The 18,928-nt window shown below is 54.2% G+C and carries 24 protein-coding genes; 2 read left to right on the top strand and 22 right to left on the bottom strand.

What is annotated here, in order from left to right; genetic code table 11:
- The 13 genes from acs to O4H53_RS24400 all read right to left on the bottom strand — a co-directional run bounded on the left by acs (position 1) and on the right by O4H53_RS24400 (position 13,151).
- On the bottom strand, positions 1 to 1,962 hold the full coding sequence (gene acs, locus O4H53_RS24460) for an acetate--CoA ligase (RefSeq protein ID WP_269367590.1): 1,962 nt from the start codon (positions 1,960 to 1,962) through the stop codon (positions 1 to 3).
- Positions 1,963 to 2,010: 48 nt separating this feature from the next.
- Positions 2,011 to 2,613 carry an ANTAR domain-containing response regulator gene (locus tag O4H53_RS24455; protein ID WP_269367589.1) on the bottom strand — a complete coding sequence of 201 codons (603 nt, stop codon included), beginning with the start codon at positions 2,611 to 2,613 and terminating at the stop codon, positions 2,011 to 2,013.
- An 8-nt stretch (positions 2,614 to 2,621) separates the two neighbouring features.
- A complete protein-coding gene (locus O4H53_RS24450) occupies positions 2,622 to 3,776 on the bottom strand; it encodes a transporter substrate-binding domain-containing protein (RefSeq protein WP_269367588.1) in 1,155 nt (384 codons plus the stop codon).
- 14 nt (positions 3,777 to 3,790) lie between these two features.
- A complete protein-coding gene (locus tag O4H53_RS24445) occupies positions 3,791 to 4,897 on the bottom strand; it encodes an AAA family ATPase (RefSeq protein ID WP_269367587.1) in 1,107 nt (368 codons plus the stop codon).
- Positions 4,898 to 4,997: 100 nt separating this feature from the next.
- A complete protein-coding gene (locus tag O4H53_RS24440; protein WP_269367586.1) occupies positions 4,998 to 6,041 on the bottom strand; it encodes an aliphatic amidase in 1,044 nt (347 codons plus the stop codon).
- 51 nt (positions 6,042 to 6,092) lie between these two features.
- The gene (urtE, locus tag O4H53_RS24435) at positions 6,093 to 6,794 is read right to left on the bottom strand and encodes an urea ABC transporter ATP-binding subunit UrtE (protein ID WP_269367585.1); all 702 of its coding nucleotides are present in this window, start codon (positions 6,792 to 6,794) and stop codon (positions 6,093 to 6,095) included.
- Between the two features lie 3 nt (positions 6,795 to 6,797).
- Positions 6,798 to 7,526, bottom strand: coding sequence for an urea ABC transporter ATP-binding protein UrtD (gene urtD, locus O4H53_RS24430; RefSeq protein WP_269367584.1), 729 nt, complete (start codon positions 7,524 to 7,526; stop codon positions 6,798 to 6,800).
- A gap of 1 nt (position 7,527) precedes the next feature.
- A complete protein-coding gene (gene urtC / locus O4H53_RS24425) occupies positions 7,528 to 8,634 on the bottom strand; it encodes an urea ABC transporter permease subunit UrtC (RefSeq protein ID WP_269367583.1) in 1,107 nt (368 codons plus the stop codon).
- Positions 8,635 to 8,644: 10 nt separating this feature from the next.
- Positions 8,645 to 9,514, bottom strand: coding sequence for an urea ABC transporter permease subunit UrtB (gene urtB / locus O4H53_RS24420; protein ID WP_269367582.1), 870 nt, complete (start codon positions 9,512 to 9,514; stop codon positions 8,645 to 8,647).
- A gap of 79 nt (positions 9,515 to 9,593) precedes the next feature.
- Positions 9,594 to 10,838, bottom strand: a complete 1,245-nt coding sequence (locus O4H53_RS24415; protein WP_269367581.1) for a transporter substrate-binding domain-containing protein — start codon at positions 10,836 to 10,838, stop codon at positions 9,594 to 9,596.
- Positions 10,839 to 11,940: 1,102 nt separating this feature from the next.
- Positions 11,941 to 12,732, bottom strand: a complete 792-nt coding sequence (locus O4H53_RS24410; RefSeq protein ID WP_269367580.1) for a Fic/DOC family protein — start codon at positions 12,730 to 12,732, stop codon at positions 11,941 to 11,943.
- A gap of 6 nt (positions 12,733 to 12,738) precedes the next feature.
- On the bottom strand, positions 12,739 to 12,957 hold the full coding sequence (locus O4H53_RS24405) for a hypothetical protein (protein WP_269367579.1): 219 nt from the start codon (positions 12,955 to 12,957) through the stop codon (positions 12,739 to 12,741).
- A complete protein-coding gene (locus tag O4H53_RS24400; RefSeq protein ID WP_269367578.1) occupies positions 12,957 to 13,151 on the bottom strand; it encodes a hypothetical protein in 195 nt (64 codons plus the stop codon). The genes O4H53_RS24405 and O4H53_RS24400 overlap by 1 nt, the downstream gene beginning before the upstream one ends.
- 150 nt (positions 13,152 to 13,301) lie before the next feature.
- Between O4H53_RS24400 and O4H53_RS24395 the strand changes: the two genes are divergently transcribed.
- Together O4H53_RS24395 and O4H53_RS24390 are read left to right on the top strand one after the other, a co-directional pair.
- Positions 13,302 to 14,129, top strand: coding sequence for a recombinase family protein (locus tag O4H53_RS24395; RefSeq protein ID WP_269367577.1), 828 nt, complete (start codon positions 13,302 to 13,304; stop codon positions 14,127 to 14,129).
- A complete protein-coding gene (locus tag O4H53_RS24390; RefSeq protein WP_269367576.1) occupies positions 14,126 to 14,548 on the top strand; it encodes a helix-turn-helix domain-containing protein in 423 nt (140 codons plus the stop codon). The genes O4H53_RS24395 and O4H53_RS24390 overlap by 4 nt, the downstream gene beginning before the upstream one ends.
- A 155-nt stretch (positions 14,549 to 14,703) precedes the next feature.
- On the opposite strand, the gene O4H53_RS24385 is transcribed toward O4H53_RS24390, so the two are convergent.
- The 9 genes from O4H53_RS24385 to O4H53_RS24345 form a co-directional block, all read right to left on the bottom strand.
- On the bottom strand, positions 14,704 to 14,985 hold the full coding sequence (locus tag O4H53_RS24385; protein WP_269367575.1) for a helix-turn-helix domain-containing protein: 282 nt from the start codon (positions 14,983 to 14,985) through the stop codon (positions 14,704 to 14,706).
- Positions 14,986 to 15,135: 150 nt separating this feature from the next.
- Positions 15,136 to 15,360 (bottom strand): hypothetical protein, encoded by a 225-nt coding sequence (locus O4H53_RS24380; RefSeq protein ID WP_269367574.1) that lies wholly within the window; start codon positions 15,358 to 15,360, stop codon positions 15,136 to 15,138.
- Positions 15,361 to 15,531: 171 nt separating this feature from the next.
- Complete coding sequence (locus O4H53_RS24375; protein ID WP_269367573.1) at positions 15,532 to 15,837, bottom strand: helix-turn-helix domain-containing protein; 306 nt, start codon at positions 15,835 to 15,837, stop codon at positions 15,532 to 15,534.
- 13 nt (positions 15,838 to 15,850) lie between these two features.
- On the bottom strand, positions 15,851 to 16,171 hold the full coding sequence (locus O4H53_RS24370) for a hypothetical protein (protein WP_269367572.1): 321 nt from the start codon (positions 16,169 to 16,171) through the stop codon (positions 15,851 to 15,853).
- Positions 16,171 to 16,395, bottom strand: coding sequence for a hypothetical protein (locus tag O4H53_RS24365; RefSeq protein WP_269367571.1), 225 nt, complete (start codon positions 16,393 to 16,395; stop codon positions 16,171 to 16,173). The genes O4H53_RS24370 and O4H53_RS24365 overlap by 1 nt, the downstream gene beginning before the upstream one ends.
- Positions 16,385 to 16,969, bottom strand: a complete 585-nt coding sequence (locus O4H53_RS24360) for a hypothetical protein (RefSeq protein WP_269367570.1) — start codon at positions 16,967 to 16,969, stop codon at positions 16,385 to 16,387. Before O4H53_RS24360 ends, O4H53_RS24365 begins: the two co-directional genes overlap by 11 nt.
- Complete coding sequence (locus O4H53_RS24355) at positions 16,966 to 17,358, bottom strand: helix-turn-helix domain-containing protein (RefSeq protein WP_269367569.1); 393 nt, start codon at positions 17,356 to 17,358, stop codon at positions 16,966 to 16,968. Before O4H53_RS24355 ends, O4H53_RS24360 begins: the two co-directional genes overlap by 4 nt.
- A gap of 110 nt (positions 17,359 to 17,468) precedes the next feature.
- Positions 17,469 to 17,897, bottom strand: a complete 429-nt coding sequence (locus tag O4H53_RS24350; RefSeq protein WP_269367568.1) for a hypothetical protein — start codon at positions 17,895 to 17,897, stop codon at positions 17,469 to 17,471.
- Between the two features lie 201 nt (positions 17,898 to 18,098).
- A complete protein-coding gene (locus O4H53_RS24345; RefSeq protein WP_269367567.1) occupies positions 18,099 to 18,458 on the bottom strand; it encodes a helix-turn-helix domain-containing protein in 360 nt (119 codons plus the stop codon).
- Positions 18,459 to 18,928: the final 470 nt, after the last annotated feature.

Raw genomic sequence — 18,928 nt, 5'->3', positions numbered from 1 at the left:
TCATCCCTTGTTCGCGCGGTTTTCGATCAGGTCCTCGACCACCGACGGATCGGCGAGTGTCGAGGTGTCGCCGAGGGAGCCAAAGTCGTTCTCGGCGATCTTGCGCAGGATGCGGCGCATGATCTTGCCGGAGCGGGTTTTCGGCAGGCCCGGTGCCCATTGGATCACATCCGGCGAGGCAATCGGGCCGATCTCGGTGCGGACCCAGGTGCGCAGCTCCTTCAGCAGCTCGTCCGACGGCTCGCGGTCGTTCATCAGGGTGACATAGCAGTAGATGCCCTGGCCCTTGATGTCATGCGGGTAGCCGACCACGGCGGCCTCGGCCACGGCAGCGTGGGCCACCAGCGCGCTTTCGACCTCAGCCGTGCCCATGCGGTGTCCGGAGACGTTGATCACGTCGTCGACGCGGCCGGTGATCCAGTAATCGCCGTCCTCGTCGCGGCGGCAGCCGTCGCCGGTGAAGTAATAGCCCTTGTAGTCCGAGAAATAAGTCTTCTCGAACCGCTCATGGTCGCCCCAGACGGTGCGCATCTGGCCCGGCCAGCTGTCCTTGATGCACAGCACGCCCTCGACGCCGTTGCCCTCGATCTCGGCACCGGACTGCGGGTCCAGAACCACCGGCTGGATGCCAAAGAAGGGTTTCATCGCTGCACCCGGCTTCATTGCGTGGGCACCCGGCAGCGGGGTCATCAGATGGCCGCCGGTCTCGGTCTGCCACCAGGTGTCGACGATCGGGCATTTGCCCTTGCCGACCACCTCGTTGTACCAGTTCCAGGCTTCGGGGTTGATCGGCTCGCCCACGGTGCCCAGCACCTTGAGGTCACTCAGATCGCATATCTCGACCCAGGAATTGCCCTGGCCCATCAGCGCGCGCAGGGCGGTGGGGGCGGTGTAGAACTGGTTCACCTTGTGCTTTTCGCAGACCTGCCAGAAGCGCGAGGCATCGGGGTAGGTCGGTACGCCCTCGAACATCAGCGTGGTGGCGCCATTGGCCAGCGGCCCGTAAACGATATAGCTGTGGCCGGTCACCCAGCCCACGTCCGCGGTGCACCAGTAGATGTCGCCGTCGTGGTAATCAAAGGTGATCTCATGGGTCATCGCGGCATAGGTCAGATAACCCCCGGATGTGTGCACCACGCCCTTCGGCTGGCCGGTGGAGCCGGAGGTGTAGAGGATGAACAGCGGATCCTCGGCGTTCATCTCTGCCGGTGCGCAGTAGTCATCGGCTTCCAGTGCCATCTCGTTATAGTCGTGGTCCCGCCCGTCAACCCAGGTGGTCTGGCCGCCAGTGCGTTTGACCACCAGGCATTTCACAGTGTCCTTGGTGTGAAGCAGGGCGGCGTCGGCGTTCGACTTCAGCGGCGTCTTGCGGCCGCCGCGCGGGGCCTCGTCGGCGGTGATGATCACCTTGGCGTCGCAGCCGTTGATGCGGGCGGCCAGCGCGTCGGGGGAGAAGCCGGCAAACACGATGGAATGGATGGCGCCGATGCGGGCGCAGGCCAGCATGGCATAGGCCGCCTCGGGGATCATCGGCAGGTAGATCACCACCCGGTCGCCTTTGCGCACGCCCATGGATTCCAGAATGTTGGCCATCCGGCAGGTGCGGCGGTGCAGCTCCTTGTAGGTGATGTGCTGGGCGGCTTCCTCAGGATCATCCGGTTCCCAGATGATGGCGGTCTGATCGCCGCGGGCCGCCAGGTGGCGGTCGATACAGTTGGCGGAAACGTTAAGGGTGCCGTCGGCGTACCAGTTGATCGAGACATTGCCGAAGTTGTAGTTCACGTCCTTCACCTGGGTGAAGGGCTTGATCCAGTCGATGCGTTTGCCTTGCTCACCCCAGAACCCTTCGGGATCGGACAGCGAGGCCTCGTACATCTCCTGATACTTGGCGGCATTCACATGCGCCCGGGCAACGGTTTCGTCGGACGGCGGATAGACAGCGTCTGCGTGCAACGCGTTCATTTTGGGTTCCTCCCAATAGTGTTCTGATTTTAGTGAGTAGTCGAAGATTCAATCATTTCCGAGGTCGCTGAGAATTCCGTCGGCGTTAATGATTGATTGAGCAATCTCAAGCGTCGTCGCACGTTTCGCCATCGCTTGTTTACGTATTATGGCATAGGCGTCTTTGTCGTTGATTCCGCGATGCCGCATCAAGATGAACTTTGCATCGTTCAGCTTCTGAATGTTTTCCACACGTGACTTGAGCTTTTCCAAATCCTTTACAAACCGCCTGCGCTCAGACCAGTAACGTCTCGCCATCAGTATCGCACTCATCACCCCAGTCGCACGCAAGGGCTTTGTGATAACGGCATGGGCGCCAATTTCGAAAAGCCCGTCCAGTACAGAAGGGTTCTCATATCCAATGATGGCAATCACAGCAGGTGGTTCGCCTTTTGTCTTGTTTAGCAGCGGTTTTATTTCTGTTGGACTGGTTTCGTTCACATCAACGAACAGAACGTCGATGTTCTCGGAGATACTGCTTGGAATTGGCCAAATCGCTTCAAAACCACAACCAATTCTGTGAATTTGCCGCAGAAGCTCTTCTGCCGTTTTATCTCTAGGGTGCACAACTGCTACATTGAGTTCGCGGAGGTTTTGTATGAAGTTGCTCATCGGCCGGACTAGCCTCCGATTACTTTCTGAGTTTGCAGGCTCCAGTCATGAATTGCTGGGTACACCAAGTAGGGATCAGGTTTGATCATATGGCGAACCTTGCTTTGAATTGAAAACTCACCTGCGTTGTTCACAACCGCAATTCTGGACTGAAGGTAGGTGTGATTGTTATCTGGATCGACCTTGATCTCACCTTGCGGTGCTTGAAATGACATACCTAGCAAAGCTTCCCGGATCGCGTCGGTGTCCATCTCTCCGCAATCTTGCAATGCCCGTGCGAACAGATGAACCTGAGAATAGGCTGCCTCACAACAACTTGTCACATCCATTGTTGAACCGAACCTTTTCTTGTAGCTCGCCAGGAATCTTTGATTGGCCTCTGAGATTATTGATCGGAAGTAAGGAGCCGCGGTGATATGACCGACGGAAGCCTCTGCCCCGATTTCAGCGATTTCAGCTTCGTTCGTCGTTAGGCTAGCAATGGGTCGATCTAGGCCTCGTCCGCCCGCCTTGAAGTACGCAGTGTAAAAATTGATACAGCCTTGTCCGACTACCGTCGAAAAAATAGCGTCCGGTTTCTCTTTCAGGATGTTCTCAATGATGTTTTTGAACTTTGGAACACCAGCGTTGAGCGGAACGTATTCTTCGCCTACCACTTCGCCGCCTCCCTGCCGAATTACATTGCGCATCACGCGATTTGACTCGCGTGGATAAATATAATCGGACCCAACAAAGTAAATTCTCTTCCCATGAGTTTCCATGAGGTATTTTGCAAGCGGCACACTGTTTTGATTGGGGGTTGCTCCGCCGTACATTACATTGGGGGAGTACTCGAACCCCTCATATAACGTTGGATAAAAGAACATGGCATTTCGGCGCTCCACAATAGGTAGAACTTCTTTTCTCGTTGAAGACATGTAGCATCCGAAGATTACACTGATTTTGTCTTCCACTATGAGAGTTTCGGCTAACTCACCGTATCGCTTTACCACCGATCCGGGGTCATATGCCACAGGCTCAATAGGTTTGCCCAACACCCCCCCATTTTCGTTAATTTCATCGATGGCAAGCAATGCGCCATTGAGTTGTGACTTTTCTATGATCGATGTCACACCAGATGTGGAAAATAGTACTCCAACTTTCCATGTATCTTTAGCTGTCACTGAAATTACCTCACTTACATCCGCTCGAAACTCACATCTTTGCCCTGTTTTCTGGCAACTATATGAAGATCTTCAATTGCAGCTCCGGCCGCCTTCGTTTCAGCAAGCAAGAATTCCGCAAGCGGGAACTCAAGATGCTTTCGAAGCAGGCGACGAAGCCCGCGTGCGCCAAACCGATTGTCAAAACCCAGACGAGAGAGAAACTCGACCACCTCTAAGCTGAGGGTGATCTGACAACCATGCCTGCGTAACCGCCGGTTCAATTTATCAACCTCCACCTTGATGATCGCTGGGACAACCTTCGAGTCAATCCCATTGAATGTTTCGATGTGGTCGATCCGGTTGACAAACTCTGGAGGAAAGCGAGCTAGAAGGCTATCGAGAACAATTTCAGACCGTTTGCTCCCCTGTGCGCCGAGTCTGGTCTCAGGGAGTAGTCTCAAACGCTTCTGCAGCTTGATGAGTTCTTTGGAGCCAAGGTTGCTGGTCATGAAAATGATTGCATTGCGAAAAGATACCGTACGCTCGCCTGAGGCGACTGTCAGAAGCCCATTGTCAAAAACATTTAGCAAAGCCAAGACGACTTCGTCGCTGGCTTTTTCCAGTTCGTCGAGCAACACGATGCCAGGAAGATTGCGGGTTCCTTCTATCTTGCTTTGATCAAGGATCGTCGTACCTTCTTTGGACCCGACATAACCCGGTGGGGCTCCGGTAAAGGCAGCTGAGTAATGGTCTTGTGCCAGCGTGTTCATGTCGATGCGGCAGACTGCATCCGCGTCGCCATACATCGCCCGTGCAAGTACGCGTACCATTTCTGTTTTCCCTACGCCTGTAGGTCCGGAAAACAGGATCGAGGCAAGTGGTTTCCGCGGATCGCCAATATCTGCGCGAATGACTCTTAGATACTGAAGAAGTAAAGCAATAGCTTGGTCCTGGCCTACTATATGTCGTCGCAACTCCAACTCAATTGCGGTCAAATCAAAAGTAAATCTCGAATTCAACAAGTTGGTTGCTTGCGGCGAAATCTCCGCGGTTGTAGGCGCACAGTTTTCGTCCACCAAGGCGCGCTTTGTCAGTTCACCTCTTTGCGTACTTTGAATCATGTCCGTCAAAAATGGCATTGCGAAACCTCTAGGTCAGATGGCAAACTTGCTTCCAGAATGCGGCGGCACAACGTAGCAAGGGGGAGAGGGCTTCTCTACGCTGTGCCGCCTTTGCCCGTTAGTCTGCCTCCATTTCCTTAGCCGATGTCGGAAGGTTGCCGACCGGGCATTGCGCGACACCGATCGTCGAGCGAGTGAGTTTTTCGACGTCCTCGCGGGTCTTTTCGGCGTCATTTACCCAGTTGCGGTAGAACTCAAAGGGGCAGTCAGCCACACCTTTGTCTCCATCCCCCGCCGCATGCACACCAGTGTACCCTCGGTGCAGTAGTTTGAAGAGATGGTTTTGTGACTGGTCGTTCGCCCGTGCATCGCGGATTTCTGGGATCGAAAGCTGCGCATACTGGATGCCCATCTCTTCCTCACCACATTGGCCGAGCGTTCGCCCATCAAAGCCGATGATGGCGGAATGACCGAAGTAGCTGTAGACGCCATCGAAGCCAGCCGCATTGGCAACCGCTACATAGGAGTTATTTGCCCAAGCCATGGCTTTAGCCATGATCACCTGCTGCTCCTTGGCTGGGTACATGTAGCCTTGGCAGCGAACAATCAACTCAGCGCCTTTCATCGCACAGTCACGCCAAATCTCCGGGTAGTTGCCGTCGTCACAGATTATCAGGCTGATCTTCAGCCCCTTTGGGCCTTCGGCAACAAATGTTTCGCCGCCAGGACACCAGCCCTCAATCGGACACCAAGGCAGAATCTTGCGGTACTTCTGTACAATTTCCCCCTTGTTGTTCATTAGGATGAGCGTGTTGTAGGGATTCTTGCGGGGATGCTCTTCATGCCGTTCACCGGTAAGAGAAAATACGCCCCACGTATTCGCCTTGCGGCAGGCCCGGGCAAATATCTCAGTTTCCTCACCAGGAATGATGGCTGCCGTTTCCATCATTTCGCCTGGGTCGTACATAATGCCCTGGGTGCTGTACTCAGGGAAAATCACAAGGTCCATGCCCGGCAGGCCTTGTTTCATGCCGACGATCATGTCCGCGATTTTCTCCGCATTCTCCAAAACCTGCGCTTTGGTGTGCAGGCGCGGCATTTTGTAGTTGACGACGGCTACGCCGACGGTGTTGTCGCTGCTGGAAATATCACCATGTCTCATAACTAGGTCCTCTTCTCCTGTTGGTGTAACTCTCTGGATTTCTTCATTCCGCTAGAAGGTCAGATGTTCCTCGACTACCGCATCGGTCAGGTCTTTCTTCTCTCCGGTCATTGCGATCCGGCCCTTGTCCATCACGATGAACCGGTCCGATGCCGCCCGGGCAAAGGGGATATTTTGTTCAACCAAGATGATGCTGAGCCCACGTTCCCGATTGAGGTGGACGATTGCTTCCTCAATTTGCTTCACAATATTTGGCTGAATGCCTTCCGTAGGCTCGTCGAGGATCAGGATCTTTGGGTCCATCGCCAAAGCGCGGGCGATTGCAAGCTGTTGCTGCTGACCTCCTGAAAGATCGCCGCCACGACGATTCAGGAATTCCCGCAGGATAGGGAACATGTCGAACAGATACTCAGGAATATTTCTCTTCCCATCAGCCCGTGCATACGTTCCCATCACGATGTTTTCGCGCACAGTAAAGCGTGGGATAACCTCGCGTCCCTGCGGGATATAGCCGATGCCAAGTTTAGCCCGTTCATAGGGCTTGGCCTCCACAATCTCGCTGCCGTCGAACAGCAAGCCTCCAGTGGCCCGGTCAGTCAGCCCCATGATGGTCTTTAAAAGGGTGGTTTTTCCGACTCCGTTCCGGCCTAGGATGGACAGAAACTCACCTTTTTTCATTTTGAAGGACAAGTCCTGAATTACTGGGCTCTTTCCGTAGTAGGAGTACAGGTTTGCAGCGTGCAGAATATCCATGGCTCAGTGTCCTAGGTAAGCGGTTTTGACATCTTCATTGTTCTCGATCTCAGTGATTGATCCCTCGGCAAGTTTCCTGCCTTGGGCCATTACAGTGATCCGGTCCGCAACTTGGCGGACAAAGGACATGTCATGTTCGACCACGATCAGTGCGTGTGCCCGCCGTAGCGTTTCAAATATCTCCGCGGTTTTGTCGGTTTCCTGGATGGTCATTCCAGCAGTCGGCTCATCCATCAGGATAAGCTTACTGTCCTGAGCCATCAGCATGGCGATTTCCAGCCATTGTGTTTCGCCATGGGAGAGGTTCCCGGCCTTTTCATTGTGTTTGGCCTCAAGCCCCACCAGGTCCAGGATTCGTACGATTTCCGGGCAGTGCCCCTGGCCAAAGCTGCACAATGTTTGCAGCAGGCCGTGGCGCTTTGAGCGGGCGATTTTCAGGTTTTCGTCTACCGTCAGTTCTTTAAAAACTGATGGCACCTGGAATTTGCGGCCAATGCCTAGTCTGGCGCGTTCGAATTCCAAGAGTGTCGAGATTTCTCGACCTTGGAATTTGACTGACCCTCCGGTCGGCTGTGTTTTTCCGCAAATCAGGTCCAATGTGGTGGATTTGCCGGCGCCATTTGGCCCCAGAAGGCAGAGGATTTCTCCGCAGCTGATTTCCAGGTCGAACCCATCCACGGCTCGCAGCCCACCAAAATCGACGTGCAGGTCTGTAATTTCCAAAAGTGCCATTCTAGTGCCCTCCTTTTACATCTGCAGAACTGTTCAAGTCGGGAAGCACAGCGCTGTCTGGGGCTAAACTGCTACGTTTGGCGAGCCACCGGTATGTTGCAGTGACCAATCCATGCAGACCGCGGGGCATGAAAATCACGACGAGGACAAAGGCCGCGCCTAGGATCAAATGCCAGCCTTCTACAAAGACATCAGACAGACGGCCCTCGAGGACATTGACGACAATTGCGCCGATTGCTGCAGCAACGATGGAGTCACGTCCGCCAACAGCGCACCAGATCACAATGGCCAAGCTGAAAGAGACGCTCATGTAGGTGGGAGAGGCGAATTCCAACACCAGCGTGTAAAGCATCCCCGCCCACCCAGCGAGCGCAGCTGAAATGCAGAACACCATGGTCTCGAATGAGGCCACATTGTAGCCGAAGAACCGCGTACGCTGGGCGTCCTCCCGGATGGCGCGCAGGACCAGTCCGAACTTGCTGTGTACCAGATAGAGGCCGATAACAACCGCAGTGATCAGACAACCAGCAATCAAATAGTAGAATGCAAGGCTGTAGGTATCGACGGTCCAGCCCAATAGTGTCAGCGGAGCCAGGCCTGTCAGCCCGTTTTGGCCGCCAGTATAACCTTGTTGTTCAATCACCAGCAGTTGAAAGGCAACCAAGAAAGCTAGGGTGATGACCGCAACGAACACGCCCGAGATACGTGCTCGGAACATAAACACAGCGACTAATCCACCTACTGCGGCAGGGATTAGGAACCCGGCCAGAAGCGTGAAGGAAAGAGAATGGAACGGAGCCCAAAACCAAGGCAACGCATCTACATTGTTCCAGCCCATGAAGTCTGGCAGCCCTGAACTGGCTTTCAGCTTCAAGTGCATCGCCATCACGTACGAACCGATGCCGAAAGTTGCCGCCTGGCCGAGGTTCAGCAAGCCGGCTGTGCCCCAGGACAAGGCAAGCGCGAGGGAAACGATACCCAAGCTAAGATAGCGGGCGAAAGTGTTTAGTTCGTAGCCGTCGAAGTTCAGAAAAACGGGGATAGCCAGGAACACGACGCAGGCGAACAATGCAGTTGCAGCAAGATCATATTGCAGTTTCTTAGTCATAACGTGCTCCTCAGCTGCGGGTGTTTTCTGGGAAAAGGCCGCGTGGACGCAGCCGGATCAGCAGAATGATGCAAGCCAGCACCGCAATGCGGCCCAAAGTGTCATTGATGATCATTGAGAACAGCGCCGTGGCTTCGCCTATCAGGACGGCTGCCGTAGCGGCGCCCAACAGGCTGCCAAGCCCGCCGATGATCACTACAAGGAAGGCATCCACGACCAACCCCGTACCCATTGTGGGAATGGTGCTGAACAGCGGGGTAATGAGCGCGCCGGCGATCCCTGCCAAACCTGCGCCATAGGCAAAGGTCAGCGAATAAACCTTCTCAGCCTGGATCCCATAGCATTCAGAGATATTTCGGTTCTGGATAACGGCGCGCAGCTTTGTTCCGAACTCTGTCTTGGTAAGCAGCGCCCACGTTGCCATCAGCACCGCAAGCGAGAACAGAATGACAAAAATGCGGTAATTCGACATCACCACCTGGCCGATTTCGATATTACCACGCAACATCTCCGGACCCTTGACAAAGCGGGATTCTGAGCCAAGCGTGATCCGTACGATCTGCTGCAGCATGATACCAATGCCCCAAGTGGCAAGAATGGTATCCAGCGGGCGGTCATACAGCCGCTGCACAATGCTCCGTTCGATGACCCAGCCCACAAGACCGACAGCGAGGAACACGAATGGCAAAGCAAGCAGAATGCTGAAGCCCAAGAAGTTTTGAAGCGCCCAAGCGGCGTAGGCACCCAGCATAACAAATTCGCCATGCGCCAGATTAATGACCCCCATAGATCCATAGATGATCGCTAGGCCAAGTGCGATGATCAGCAGGATTGAGGCCATGCTCAATCCGGAGAAGAGCTGATTAAATAGTACGTCCATCTTCTTTCCCCCATTTGGGCAGACCGATAGTATTTCTTCGGTCCGAGTGTCTCCTGGCGCAGGCGCCAGGAGCGCTGAGTTAAGCCTTGATCAAGCCTTCGCCGGTGCAAGACTGGCCCTCGTAGGCCGCATAGGGTTTTGGGGCTACTCGATCCGCGGTATTCAAGAGCACATTGGCCTGTCCATCGGCCTGCCATTGCGCCACTTTCGGCCACAGGTGGGTATGCAGATTTTCGTCGATCAGGACTTCTCCCTGCGGGGCCAACAGCTTTTTCCCAACAGCTGCAGCACGGATAGTTTCCGTGGTGACATTTTGCGGGTCGACCGCTTCTAGCGCCGCCTTGAACTGGTGGACTTGGAAATAGGCGGCCTCGCTAACAAAGTGAGTTACCTGATCGCCGCCGTAGCGGCTTTTGTATGCCTCTACAAACCGTTCGTTTTCCGGAGTGTCGTGTTGCATGAAGTACGGAGCAGACGAAAAATGTCCGGCAGCGGCTTCGCCGCCAATGGCCTTCACTTCGACTTCCGAACGAGTAAGGCTGATCACCGGCATCTGATCCGGGTTCAGTTCGGCCGCGTGGTATTGGCGTGCAAAGGCCACATCTGAATCGCCCACAACCGTAGCGAAGATCACATCCGGCTTTTCAGAACGAATCCGGTTGATCGCAGAGCTGAAGTCGGAATGCCCCAGCGGCACATATTCTTCGTGGACCACTTCGCCGCCAAGTTCTGCCAACAGCTTCTTGCAGTAATTGTTCTCTTCTTTCGGATAGACGTAGTTGTTGCCGATCAGGTAGAAACGCGGCCCGAAATTCTCGATGGCCCAGGAAATTACATTGTCCTGCTGCTGGTTCGGTACGGCTCCGCCATACATGATGTTGCGGGAGCATTCCCGGCCTTCGTATAGAGTCGGATACCAGTAAAGATTGTTACGTTGCTCAACCACCGGCAGCACCGCCTGGCGGCTGGCCGAAGTGTAGGAGCCAAACACACTGACACATTTGTCTCGGATCATAAGCCGCCGCGCACGGTCAGCATACGTCGCGGGATCAGAGGCAGGATCCTCGATAATCGGTCGCAGCATACGCCCGTGGATACCACCCTGTGAATTGATCTCTTCAATTGCCAGCAGTGCGGCATCGTGCAGCGTGTGTTCGACAACTGCGACTGCTCCTGTCAGCGAAAACAATAGGCCAACTGGGATGTCATCGCCAAGTGCATGCGCGGGCCTTGCCCCCAGCAACAAAGCTGGGGCCGACAAGCCGCCGGATACGCCGGCCACACTGAATGCGCCAGCCCGGTTCAGAAACTCTCTTCTTTTCATTCTTTTTTCCTCCCTAGTCTTCCGGACGTGACGCCCGGAAACGCAAAAGGGCCCCTTGGTCTCCAGATGCACTGGAAAACCAAGGGGCCCTTTTGCCCATATCTGGAACTCGCATTTGAGCTCCTGGTAATATTGTTTCACAAGGCATGCCGTTCTGGCAAGTATATTGTTGCTCGCTTTTTCAGGCTGTTACGCTGTGATGTTAGCTTCAGGGATAGATATCAGAGGCAAGGAATAGCCCGGACGACTCATCCTGACGATTTGGTGAATAGCCTTTTCTTAGATACAGATATGCGTATAGCTGTCGCTTTTATCTGCCCGGTTTGCTCGTTCAGTAGAGGTGATCGCGGGCGAAATCGCGATCGCTTGTGCAGGAGCCAGGCGCGCCTCCGCTCGGCTCTTGCGCGCCTGGCATCTTTCCGTTTGATTGGTCAGCCGCAATCTGGACACGGGTTCTGATGCCACTGCGCGTCGGTCTCCACGTAGAATGCGATCCCTCCCAGTTTCACCGCTCCGGCCCCGTGTGTCAGATCACCGTCCGGCCACAGTCAGGGCTTCGCCCAAAGCATCAAAGGCTCGACCTGAAGAGATCGGTGACATTCACTTTATTGCCAGAGGTTTCATCCGCATCTTTCTAACTCGCATTCTTGTTTGCAAAGATCTGCAATACATCAGTTTGCAGTCGTTCGTTCCAAGAACGTCAACGGCAGGCTTGTCCGCATCCTGCCAGTTCGGCCCTGACGACGCGAACGGCTGGTCTCGAACCACCAACCCGGTGTGATATGCCCAGTCTCAGTGACGTGAGCCCGTCTCAGATAATCTGCGCCCAGTCGCAATTATTGTGAGCCAGAGGCGATTTTGAGTCTCAAATAATCTGAGCTTAAAACGCCGATGATCTCGCGCCCAATCCCAGATGATCTCAAGCCGCTACACCTAGTCATCGTCGTACTCGTCTTCCTCAAGTTTTTTAGCGCACGAACTGCATAGGCCAGTCGCATCAGGATAATCTGTCTCCCGGTTGTCATCCATCCAAACCGTGCATAAACACTCCGAACATTGTTGGTGAGCCATTTGTCTATCCTTTCGCATTAGAGCTGGGCCTTTAGCGAGACCGCCCATTGTCGCCCTTGTTCCGTTGGGGGGCCGGTAGGAACTGGGCTTTAGTGTCTCGATCCATCATCACTTCATAGGTTTTGGCTAACTTAGTGAGCTGATCCAGGCCAGCTTGTTTTTCCTGGGGGTTCCTTAGGCCGGATACTGCGGTTTTGACCGTCTCTAGGTACTCGCGAATTGCAGTTTGAGCCTTGTCGCCGGTCTGGGTTCGGTCCGGATCTATGGCAAAGGTGATTGCGGCCTTCAGCAAATCATTCGTACCCGAATGCGAGACATGGCAGGCCGTTATCCAAACGTCACGTTGAATCTTTTCACTGTTCAGCTCGTGCCCTGCCCTCTCGCTGAGCTGGCGCAAAAACTCTGTTTGTGTCCGGCCATTGCCCTCACGAAATGGATGCACATAGTTGAGGTTTGCAATGACCTCAGAGGCGAAGTCACTATATTGGTCAGCTGTCATGCCTTGGCCGAAGCGGCCGCTCCGAAGCGTTTTTTCAACGTCAGCCATGCCCTGCTCTATGTACCGGTGGTTGTGAAACCAGCGACCGCCCTTACCAATCTCGACTGATCTGTACTGACCTGCCCAATCGTACACGTCTTGGAACAGGTGCTTATGAATTGACTTGATGTGCTGGGCATCGAGATTGCCAGTAGGTGAGCCTTGCCGAGTTCGGCCAAGCACAATAATGCGCTCAGCCCTGTCCAGCTCGTCACTATCGCGAATGCCCAGCCGGTTTTTGAGAACGCTAAAATCCGGCGGGTAGCAATATCGCTCATCTGCCATGCAGCGTTATGCCTTGGTCGCCTGGTTGAGTTTCGGGCGATACTGACGCTTTACGCTGCCGACCACGAAACGGGCCTGGCGGTCACCAGACCAGCCTTTTTTCTCCATGCGCCGGAACAGCTCAATTTCCTCATCTGTTGCCGGTGAGTTTTCAACTTCCTGCATGGCGAACCCATGACGCAGCCGCTTCGAGCTGATGCCGTCGTATCGTGAGCTAAGTGCCATTATGCAATCTCTGCCTTCTTAGCTAGGTTGGAGATCCGTTCCGAAACACTTTGAACGGTCTGTGTCGTCTGCAGTTCCTTTCCGTTCATCATCACTATAACAGCCTTGCCGTTCGAGCCTGCAAAATAATGGCTGATGTTCGCCGCGTTGACCCGAACCAGGTGCTCGGTGGTTTCAACTTCAAAAAAGCTCACTATCCGGTTCTCCATAAAACGATCATTTTGGACACTAGGCTACGGGACAAGCTGAAGGCCAGAAATTTTGCCACTGGTGTGTCCAAAAACCCTTCCAAAAACTGAAGTGTCCAACTATTGTTTCTTTAGCCGTTTTTTGGAGGATTTGCAATGCAGGAATGCGCCGCTGGCGGCAAGATTGTCGGCTACGCTCGTGTGTCGAAGGCTGACCAGTCCCTGGCGCAGCAGATCGCTCAGCTTCGGGCGCTTGGATGTGATGAGATCTACACGGATCAGTTGAGCGGTAAGAATGCCCGTCGGGAGGGGTTGCAATCAGCCCTCGATACGCTGACTGCGGGGGATCAGCTGGTAGTTCCTGCCTTTGATCGCCTTGGCCGAAATCAGCGTGATCTATTAAACATCGCGCAAGAACTGGATGAAAAGGGTGTCGCACTGCGTTCCTTGCGCGAGGACATTGACACACGAACCCCTCTTGGCCGCATGTTCTATTCGGTTTGCGCGATGTTCGCGCAGTTCGAACGCGACCTGATTTCACATCGAACGAAAGCGGGCCTAGCGGCCGCGAAGGCTGCTGGCCGTCGTGGTGGCCGACCGAAGGCAATGGACGCCGATATGCGCAATGTGATCGAGCAAAAGCTAGTCGGCACAAAGCTAAGTATCACTGCCATTGCTAAAGAACACGGGATCAGTCCCAGCACGATTTACAACGCCTTTCCCGGCGGTAGATCAGCATTGACCGCTAAGAGGTTTAAAGTCGTTTCTGATTACACAGCTGGAATGGAACGCTTTCAGGTGGTGGAAGATTCGAAAACTGGCGGATTTTACTGGCGGCTCATGGGTGACACGCCTCAACAGGACAGCGCGCCATATGGACCTTTTGAAACTGCTGACGAGGCGGCGGCTTCTTTGCGTTTGATCACCGTTGCGGGCACCACTGAAACAACAACAGCTAGGGCAAGCAAAAGGCAGAGTGAATGAACAATAAAGACAAGGCGCCTAATGCGGGGATTGGGGCTCGGCTGCAGGTCACCCGCAACGAGATCGGCATGACGCAGGCAGACATGGCCCAATTGATTGGAGTTTCGCTTCGTGCCTATCACAGCTATGAAAAAGGTGATCGTAGTCTACCAATCGAGGCTCTGGTTACTCTCCAAGAGAAGTTCAATTCAGACATCACCTGGATCCTTTTAGGCAGCAAGTCCGCAAGGATTGAGCATGACATCAAGGCTTTGCAAGAGTTTGAGATCTCTTTGGATCGGTATCTAGTGGGGCAGGGCATCACGATTGATAGTGAACGTCGCGGTGCCATAGTTGCACGTTGGTACAGGTCTCTAACCGATGGAGAAGAAATCCCGATGAAAGATGTTCACGTTTGGATCGAGTTCTTGAGGGAGTAATTGTAGCGGCTTGCACTTATCTGTAACGGATTGCACTTATCCGGCGCTCGGATTGCAAACATCCCGAACCAGGTGCGGGCTCCTTATGGGCCGCTCCAGACAGCCGACGAGGCCGAAGTTAGCACTTCAGCCTCATATTATCGGAACAAGCTGAATCAATCTTCAGACGCGCTTTTTTGGTAGCGCTCATCTCGATACTCGGATTTTGGTTCACCTTTGCCTTGCAATAACCAGGCAATGTCCACGTCAAAATTTTCACAAAACTTAAGAGCGAATGAAACAGTAGGTTCGCGCCTTGCTCTTTCGTAGTTCTTGTAAGTGGAATCCGACACATCGCATTTTGCAGCCATTACAGATTGTGCGTATCCGAGCGAGTTTCTTACGTGCAACATGCGTGCCGCAGTTCCAATGTCGCCAGCTTTATTGAAAAGCCCCATTTTGCCATCCTTTGATTGGGTACATACGTACCTACTGGGTACGTATGTACCTAGTAGGTACGTATGTGTCTATAGCTATTTTTCTTAAGGTGGCATTGAGGCCGACTTGCCCGAAGCTGCCTCTAGCTTGTTGCTTTGTAACTACGGAGATCACTGATTGATGAGGTGGTCCGACCGTATTGGGCGCTCAATGCGGGTGAGGCCATCTGCTCCGTAGATCGGCCTGCCAGCTACGCGCAGTTCTTCGAGGTATGCCACGTCCCAAACATCGTCAATGCGTCCGCAGGCCCCGCAGACACCAGTATCAGCCAAATCGAAACCAGGTTCGGGCCGGTCTGCACCAATGCAGTTCTCGCAGCGGTTCGCATTGGTCATGTCCTAGTGCTAGCCTCTTGGGCCAGCTTGATTAATCCCCCGGCCGGAAGAAGCCAGAGAGAGGCAAACAATGGCTTAAGAAGAGGCGGAACATCAAGCAATCCTGCCGCAGTGAAGCCAGCAAACCAGAGGCTGGCAAACACGAAGTAACAAGTAGCTGTTGAGTAAATTCTACGTATCATCGTTTTCCTTTGCTTGGTTGTTCAAAGGGAAAGCTTCTTCCGGTGTCAAATCGCGTCCAGCGTCACCAAATAAAAACCACTCTGAATCTAGCCGAAAATGTCGGATGAAACTCTTCACGAGAGAGATCGGCATGTCGCGTTCGTCGCGTTCATAATTTTGGTAGCTAGAGCGTGAAATAGAAAAAAGTTCTGAGACCTGCGGCTGAGTAAGTTTATGATGTTTTCGCACCTCTTTGAGCCGCTTTCCAAGCGGCTCATACGTGGGGGCTGGAACTTCCTGGCCATAGAGCTTCACCTTCCTACTCCCGTCACCACCGGCTCATACCGTTGTTGCAAGCTTCTCTGACTGCCGCTTTTACATCATCTGGGAAGGGTGCATTTTCCAGGTCCCATGTCTGGCTGATCAGATCTTCACCGACGCCGGCTAAACCTTCGCCTCGAACTGCGGCCTGGTACTTTGGCAAGTCGCCAGCCACATGAATGAGGATAGTTCCATGGAGGCGGAGACGCCGAACTACGCTGTCCGCGCTGCATTCCTCGTAATCCCTTAGCTTCTGCTTCAAGTGAGCAATGGTCTGTTCTTGCTCCTGGATGCGCTCGGTTAGGACCTGTTCAGTGATCGCGTTCATTAATTTGTACCTTCATTGGATTGGATAAGAGTCTGTGCATCGAGGTCGAATTCTTGGCCCACCATGTCGAGCGCAGAAAGGAGTATCTTTGATGCCCAATAGGGATCAAAACCCATGTCCAGCACTAGATCTTTGACCGCTGATGCCGCCAGTTGATCGTTGTCGATCGGGAGGCCGCCATGCTCTGCAATGATCTTCGAAAACCGCTCGAACTCAGGTCTCATCATTCGGCAACTTTTGGGAATCCACCCATGCGAATGTTGTCTGAAGCCACGACCTGGCAATTTCCGGATGGTCTTTCTTAAATGCTTCGAGTGCGTGTACCGATAGTTTGAGCGTCACCGGGTTGGGCTTTAAGTTGTGCATTGCCTCAGATAATTCATGGGCGGCACGGGGATTGGGCTCGCCCATCCGTCCTTCCAAAAGGCCTCGTATGGCAATCATGCCTTCAATCAAAATGTTGTTCAGGACGGCCGGTATTCCGTTTCCGTTCATGGAATATTCGAGCCCGTCAGCTGAGCCGCTGTCCGCTGGAGCCTGAACCAACATGGCCCAGTCCTGCAATGCCACGGCTTCAGCGAAATGCATCTGCGCCAAGTTGCGTTGCCCCTCAATGCTCCAAGGGTATGCGTCTGACGGCCCCAGTTCTGGAGGCAATTCGCCGGTGTCAGCCGCGATCTGGTGAAGTTTCGCTTCATTCGCGCAGGCCTCGGCAGCTTTTAAGGCAACATCTGCCAGTGTCATGCCATTTGGCAAGTCTGGAAATTTGTGGTCGAGAGGCAGTTTCAAATCAGTCATTTACCTGCGTTTTCCTCTAAATCCTCACTCTTGCCGCCGTTCAATCCTAAGGCGGATGCGAGCTTTTCTTGTGTTTTTGGCCGCGGTGTTCGGCGGCCAGTTTCAAAGTTGGAGATCGTCGACACGGTGACGCCAGATGCAGTTGCCAGATCTTCTTGGGACATGGATTTTGCAATCCGAGCCTCCCGGCATTCGGTGCCGGTCAGGATCATACGCCAGCTCGACGGTCCTTTTTGGTTTATCTCTATGCCCATCCGGACAAGCCGCCACCTGGCCGTCGAGTAGCTAAGATCTAGGGCTTCTGCGGCTTTTTCAATCGTTCCAAGCGCCTCGTACTGTTGTGCAAGTTCACGCCATTCTTCAGGAAATTCAGACATATCAGCTTTCATTTATAACTAGATATTAGTTACGCATGCGGCCGCTTGGCGTCAACTGCCTGCTTCCAGCGTTTTAGAGAATTGACCGATAGCCGACCGGTTCCTGTGCGGGAATACTGATGCTATCCGCCGTCGTTGGTGCAGATACCGGCGCCGCGCCGCTGAGGCTGGTTACCGCTGAGTTCTGTTGCCGAAACAGAGATTTTCATGTTCCGGGTGTTCAGCACCGCGCGGTACTGAACGTCAGTCGCCTCCTGGCTTTCAGGGCCGCCCGGTTGTTGGATAACCCACTCCAAAACATAGGAATCTGCACTTCTCTGTTTTACGTCAGCCAGAACAGCTTGCTCGTAGGTTTCCATGACCCCGCCGCGTCTGACCGTAGCAAGATTCTGATCCAGTTGCAGGTGAAGCGCTATTTTGGCTGGGATATGGCGGCTGCCCGCAAACGGTTCCACATCACAGCTAAGGGTTTCGGCCGCCGATGAAAGGCCAGGTGCGCCTGCAAAGGAGAGCAAAGCGGCCAAGGCAGCTGAGAGGTGATGTGCCTGCATCCAAGTCTCCTGGAATTTGCCACCGCACCCCGGCTGCTCTTATGTGCATTGAAGCGTTTGGCGCCCATGGGGTGCGGGTGAGGGGCGCCATTCTACCTTGCTTCGAGGGTAACAGCGTCGAATAAGCGCCTCAATCGAGAGCTGATTTGGATTTTAGTCGTCGTGCTTCGGTGGAATGCTCGCGCAACTCCAGAACTCACACTACGCGGCAAGGGTTTTCGCCAGGGAGAGCAGCTGCATTCGGCTCTTTTCAGGGATGCCGTAATAGGTCCGCACCAGGTCAACGGCTTCTTTGGCGAGCATCGGGCTAGTGCTTATGTCTGCTTCAGTTTCCGCGCGGGCGTCTACTTCCAAGCCTTCAAAAAAATAGGCTACTTCAACTTCAAGGGCTTGAGCGATTTCCCAAAGCCTCGATGCGCTAACTCGGTTGGCGCCTGTCTCATATTTCTGAACTTGCTGGAACTTCACATTGCAGCGAAGGGCAAGATCCTGCTGCGACATGCCTTTCAGCCAACGCTTTTGACGGATGCGTTTGCCGACGTGTTGGTCAATCGGGTTCATGTTTTTGCTTTCTTGGTCTGTACGGTGGTGCTTCTTTACCTCCAATTCAGACCAAATCAACTCTGGATCGAGTGATTGCTGGGCAAATCCCGCGTTTTGCGCGGGACCGGGCTCTAGTCGCGCGCCGGCGAGACCGGCGCGCTCCCCGAGCCTCGCCCCCCTGCCCTCGTGCGGCCCGAGTGCGGCGCGGTCTGTCTCGCTGAGCCAGCCCGCGCCGCGGCCGCATGTCGGTCACGAGGGCGAGTCTCGGCCCTTCGGGTGACGATCTTCCCTCGGCTTCGCCTCGGCCTTTTGCGGGTGTCCGTGGCCGACCAGGTGCGCGCCTGCAGCCAATCACCTTCTTGAAATATCCTCGGGGGAGCGCGCGAAGCGCGCCGGGGGCAGACAGCCCCCGCAGCCGCCCTGGGCGGCTTTCGATGCCTGACCTTCCCACAAGTCGGCTCGCTTCCCTTCGCTCTGTGTGGGCGCGG

Source organism: Sulfitobacter sp. G21635-S1, from assembly GCF_027213915.1.
Lineage (GTDB): Bacteria > Pseudomonadota > Alphaproteobacteria > Rhodobacterales > Rhodobacteraceae > Sulfitobacter.
Note: the sequence above shows the minus strand (reverse complement) of the source record. Positions and strands in the feature narration are given on the sequence as shown.

Coding starts and splice junctions, on each gene's coding strand:
- acs (WP_269367590.1), bottom strand. CDS start 1,962: ATGAACGCGTTGCACGCAGACGCTGTCTATCCGCCGTCCGACGAAACC.
- O4H53_RS24455 (WP_269367589.1), bottom strand. CDS start 2,613: ATGAGCAACTTCATACAAAACCTCCGCGAACTCAATGTAGCAGTTGTG.
- O4H53_RS24445 (WP_269367587.1), bottom strand. CDS start 4,897: ATGCCATTTTTGACGGACATGATTCAAAGTACGCAAAGAGGTGAACTG.
- O4H53_RS24440 (WP_269367586.1), bottom strand. CDS start 6,041: ATGAGACATGGTGATATTTCCAGCAGCGACAACACCGTCGGCGTAGCC.
- urtE (WP_269367585.1), bottom strand. CDS start 6,794: ATGGATATTCTGCACGCTGCAAACCTGTACTCCTACTACGGAAAGAGC.
- urtD (WP_269367584.1), bottom strand. CDS start 7,526: ATGGCACTTTTGGAAATTACAGACCTGCACGTCGATTTTGGTGGGCTG.
- urtC (WP_269367583.1), bottom strand. CDS start 8,634: ATGACTAAGAAACTGCAATATGATCTTGCTGCAACTGCATTGTTCGCC.
- urtB (WP_269367582.1), bottom strand. CDS start 9,514: ATGGACGTACTATTTAATCAGCTCTTCTCCGGATTGAGCATGGCCTCA.
- O4H53_RS24415 (WP_269367581.1), bottom strand. CDS start 10,838: ATGAAAAGAAGAGAGTTTCTGAACCGGGCTGGCGCATTCAGTGTGGCC.
- O4H53_RS24410 (WP_269367580.1), bottom strand. CDS start 12,732: ATGGCAGATGAGCGATATTGCTACCCGCCGGATTTTAGCGTTCTCAAA.
- O4H53_RS24405 (WP_269367579.1), bottom strand. CDS start 12,957: ATGGCACTTAGCTCACGATACGACGGCATCAGCTCGAAGCGGCTGCGT.
- O4H53_RS24395 (WP_269367577.1), top strand. CDS start 13,302: ATGCAGGAATGCGCCGCTGGCGGCAAGATTGTCGGCTACGCTCGTGTG.
- O4H53_RS24390 (WP_269367576.1), top strand. CDS start 14,126: ATGAACAATAAAGACAAGGCGCCTAATGCGGGGATTGGGGCTCGGCTG.
- O4H53_RS24385 (WP_269367575.1), bottom strand. CDS start 14,985: ATGGGGCTTTTCAATAAAGCTGGCGACATTGGAACTGCGGCACGCATG.
- O4H53_RS24380 (WP_269367574.1), bottom strand. CDS start 15,360: ATGACCAATGCGAACCGCTGCGAGAACTGCATTGGTGCAGACCGGCCC.
- O4H53_RS24370 (WP_269367572.1), bottom strand. CDS start 16,171: ATGAACGCGATCACTGAACAGGTCCTAACCGAGCGCATCCAGGAGCAA.
- O4H53_RS24365 (WP_269367571.1), bottom strand. CDS start 16,395: ATGAGACCTGAGTTCGAGCGGTTTTCGAAGATCATTGCAGAGCATGGC.
- O4H53_RS24360 (WP_269367570.1), bottom strand. CDS start 16,969: ATGACTGATTTGAAACTGCCTCTCGACCACAAATTTCCAGACTTGCCA.
- O4H53_RS24355 (WP_269367569.1), bottom strand. CDS start 17,358: ATGAAAGCTGATATGTCTGAATTTCCTGAAGAATGGCGTGAACTTGCA.
- O4H53_RS24350 (WP_269367568.1), bottom strand. CDS start 17,897: ATGCAGGCACATCACCTCTCAGCTGCCTTGGCCGCTTTGCTCTCCTTT.
- O4H53_RS24345 (WP_269367567.1), bottom strand. CDS start 18,458: ATGAACCCGATTGACCAACACGTCGGCAAACGCATCCGTCAAAAGCGT.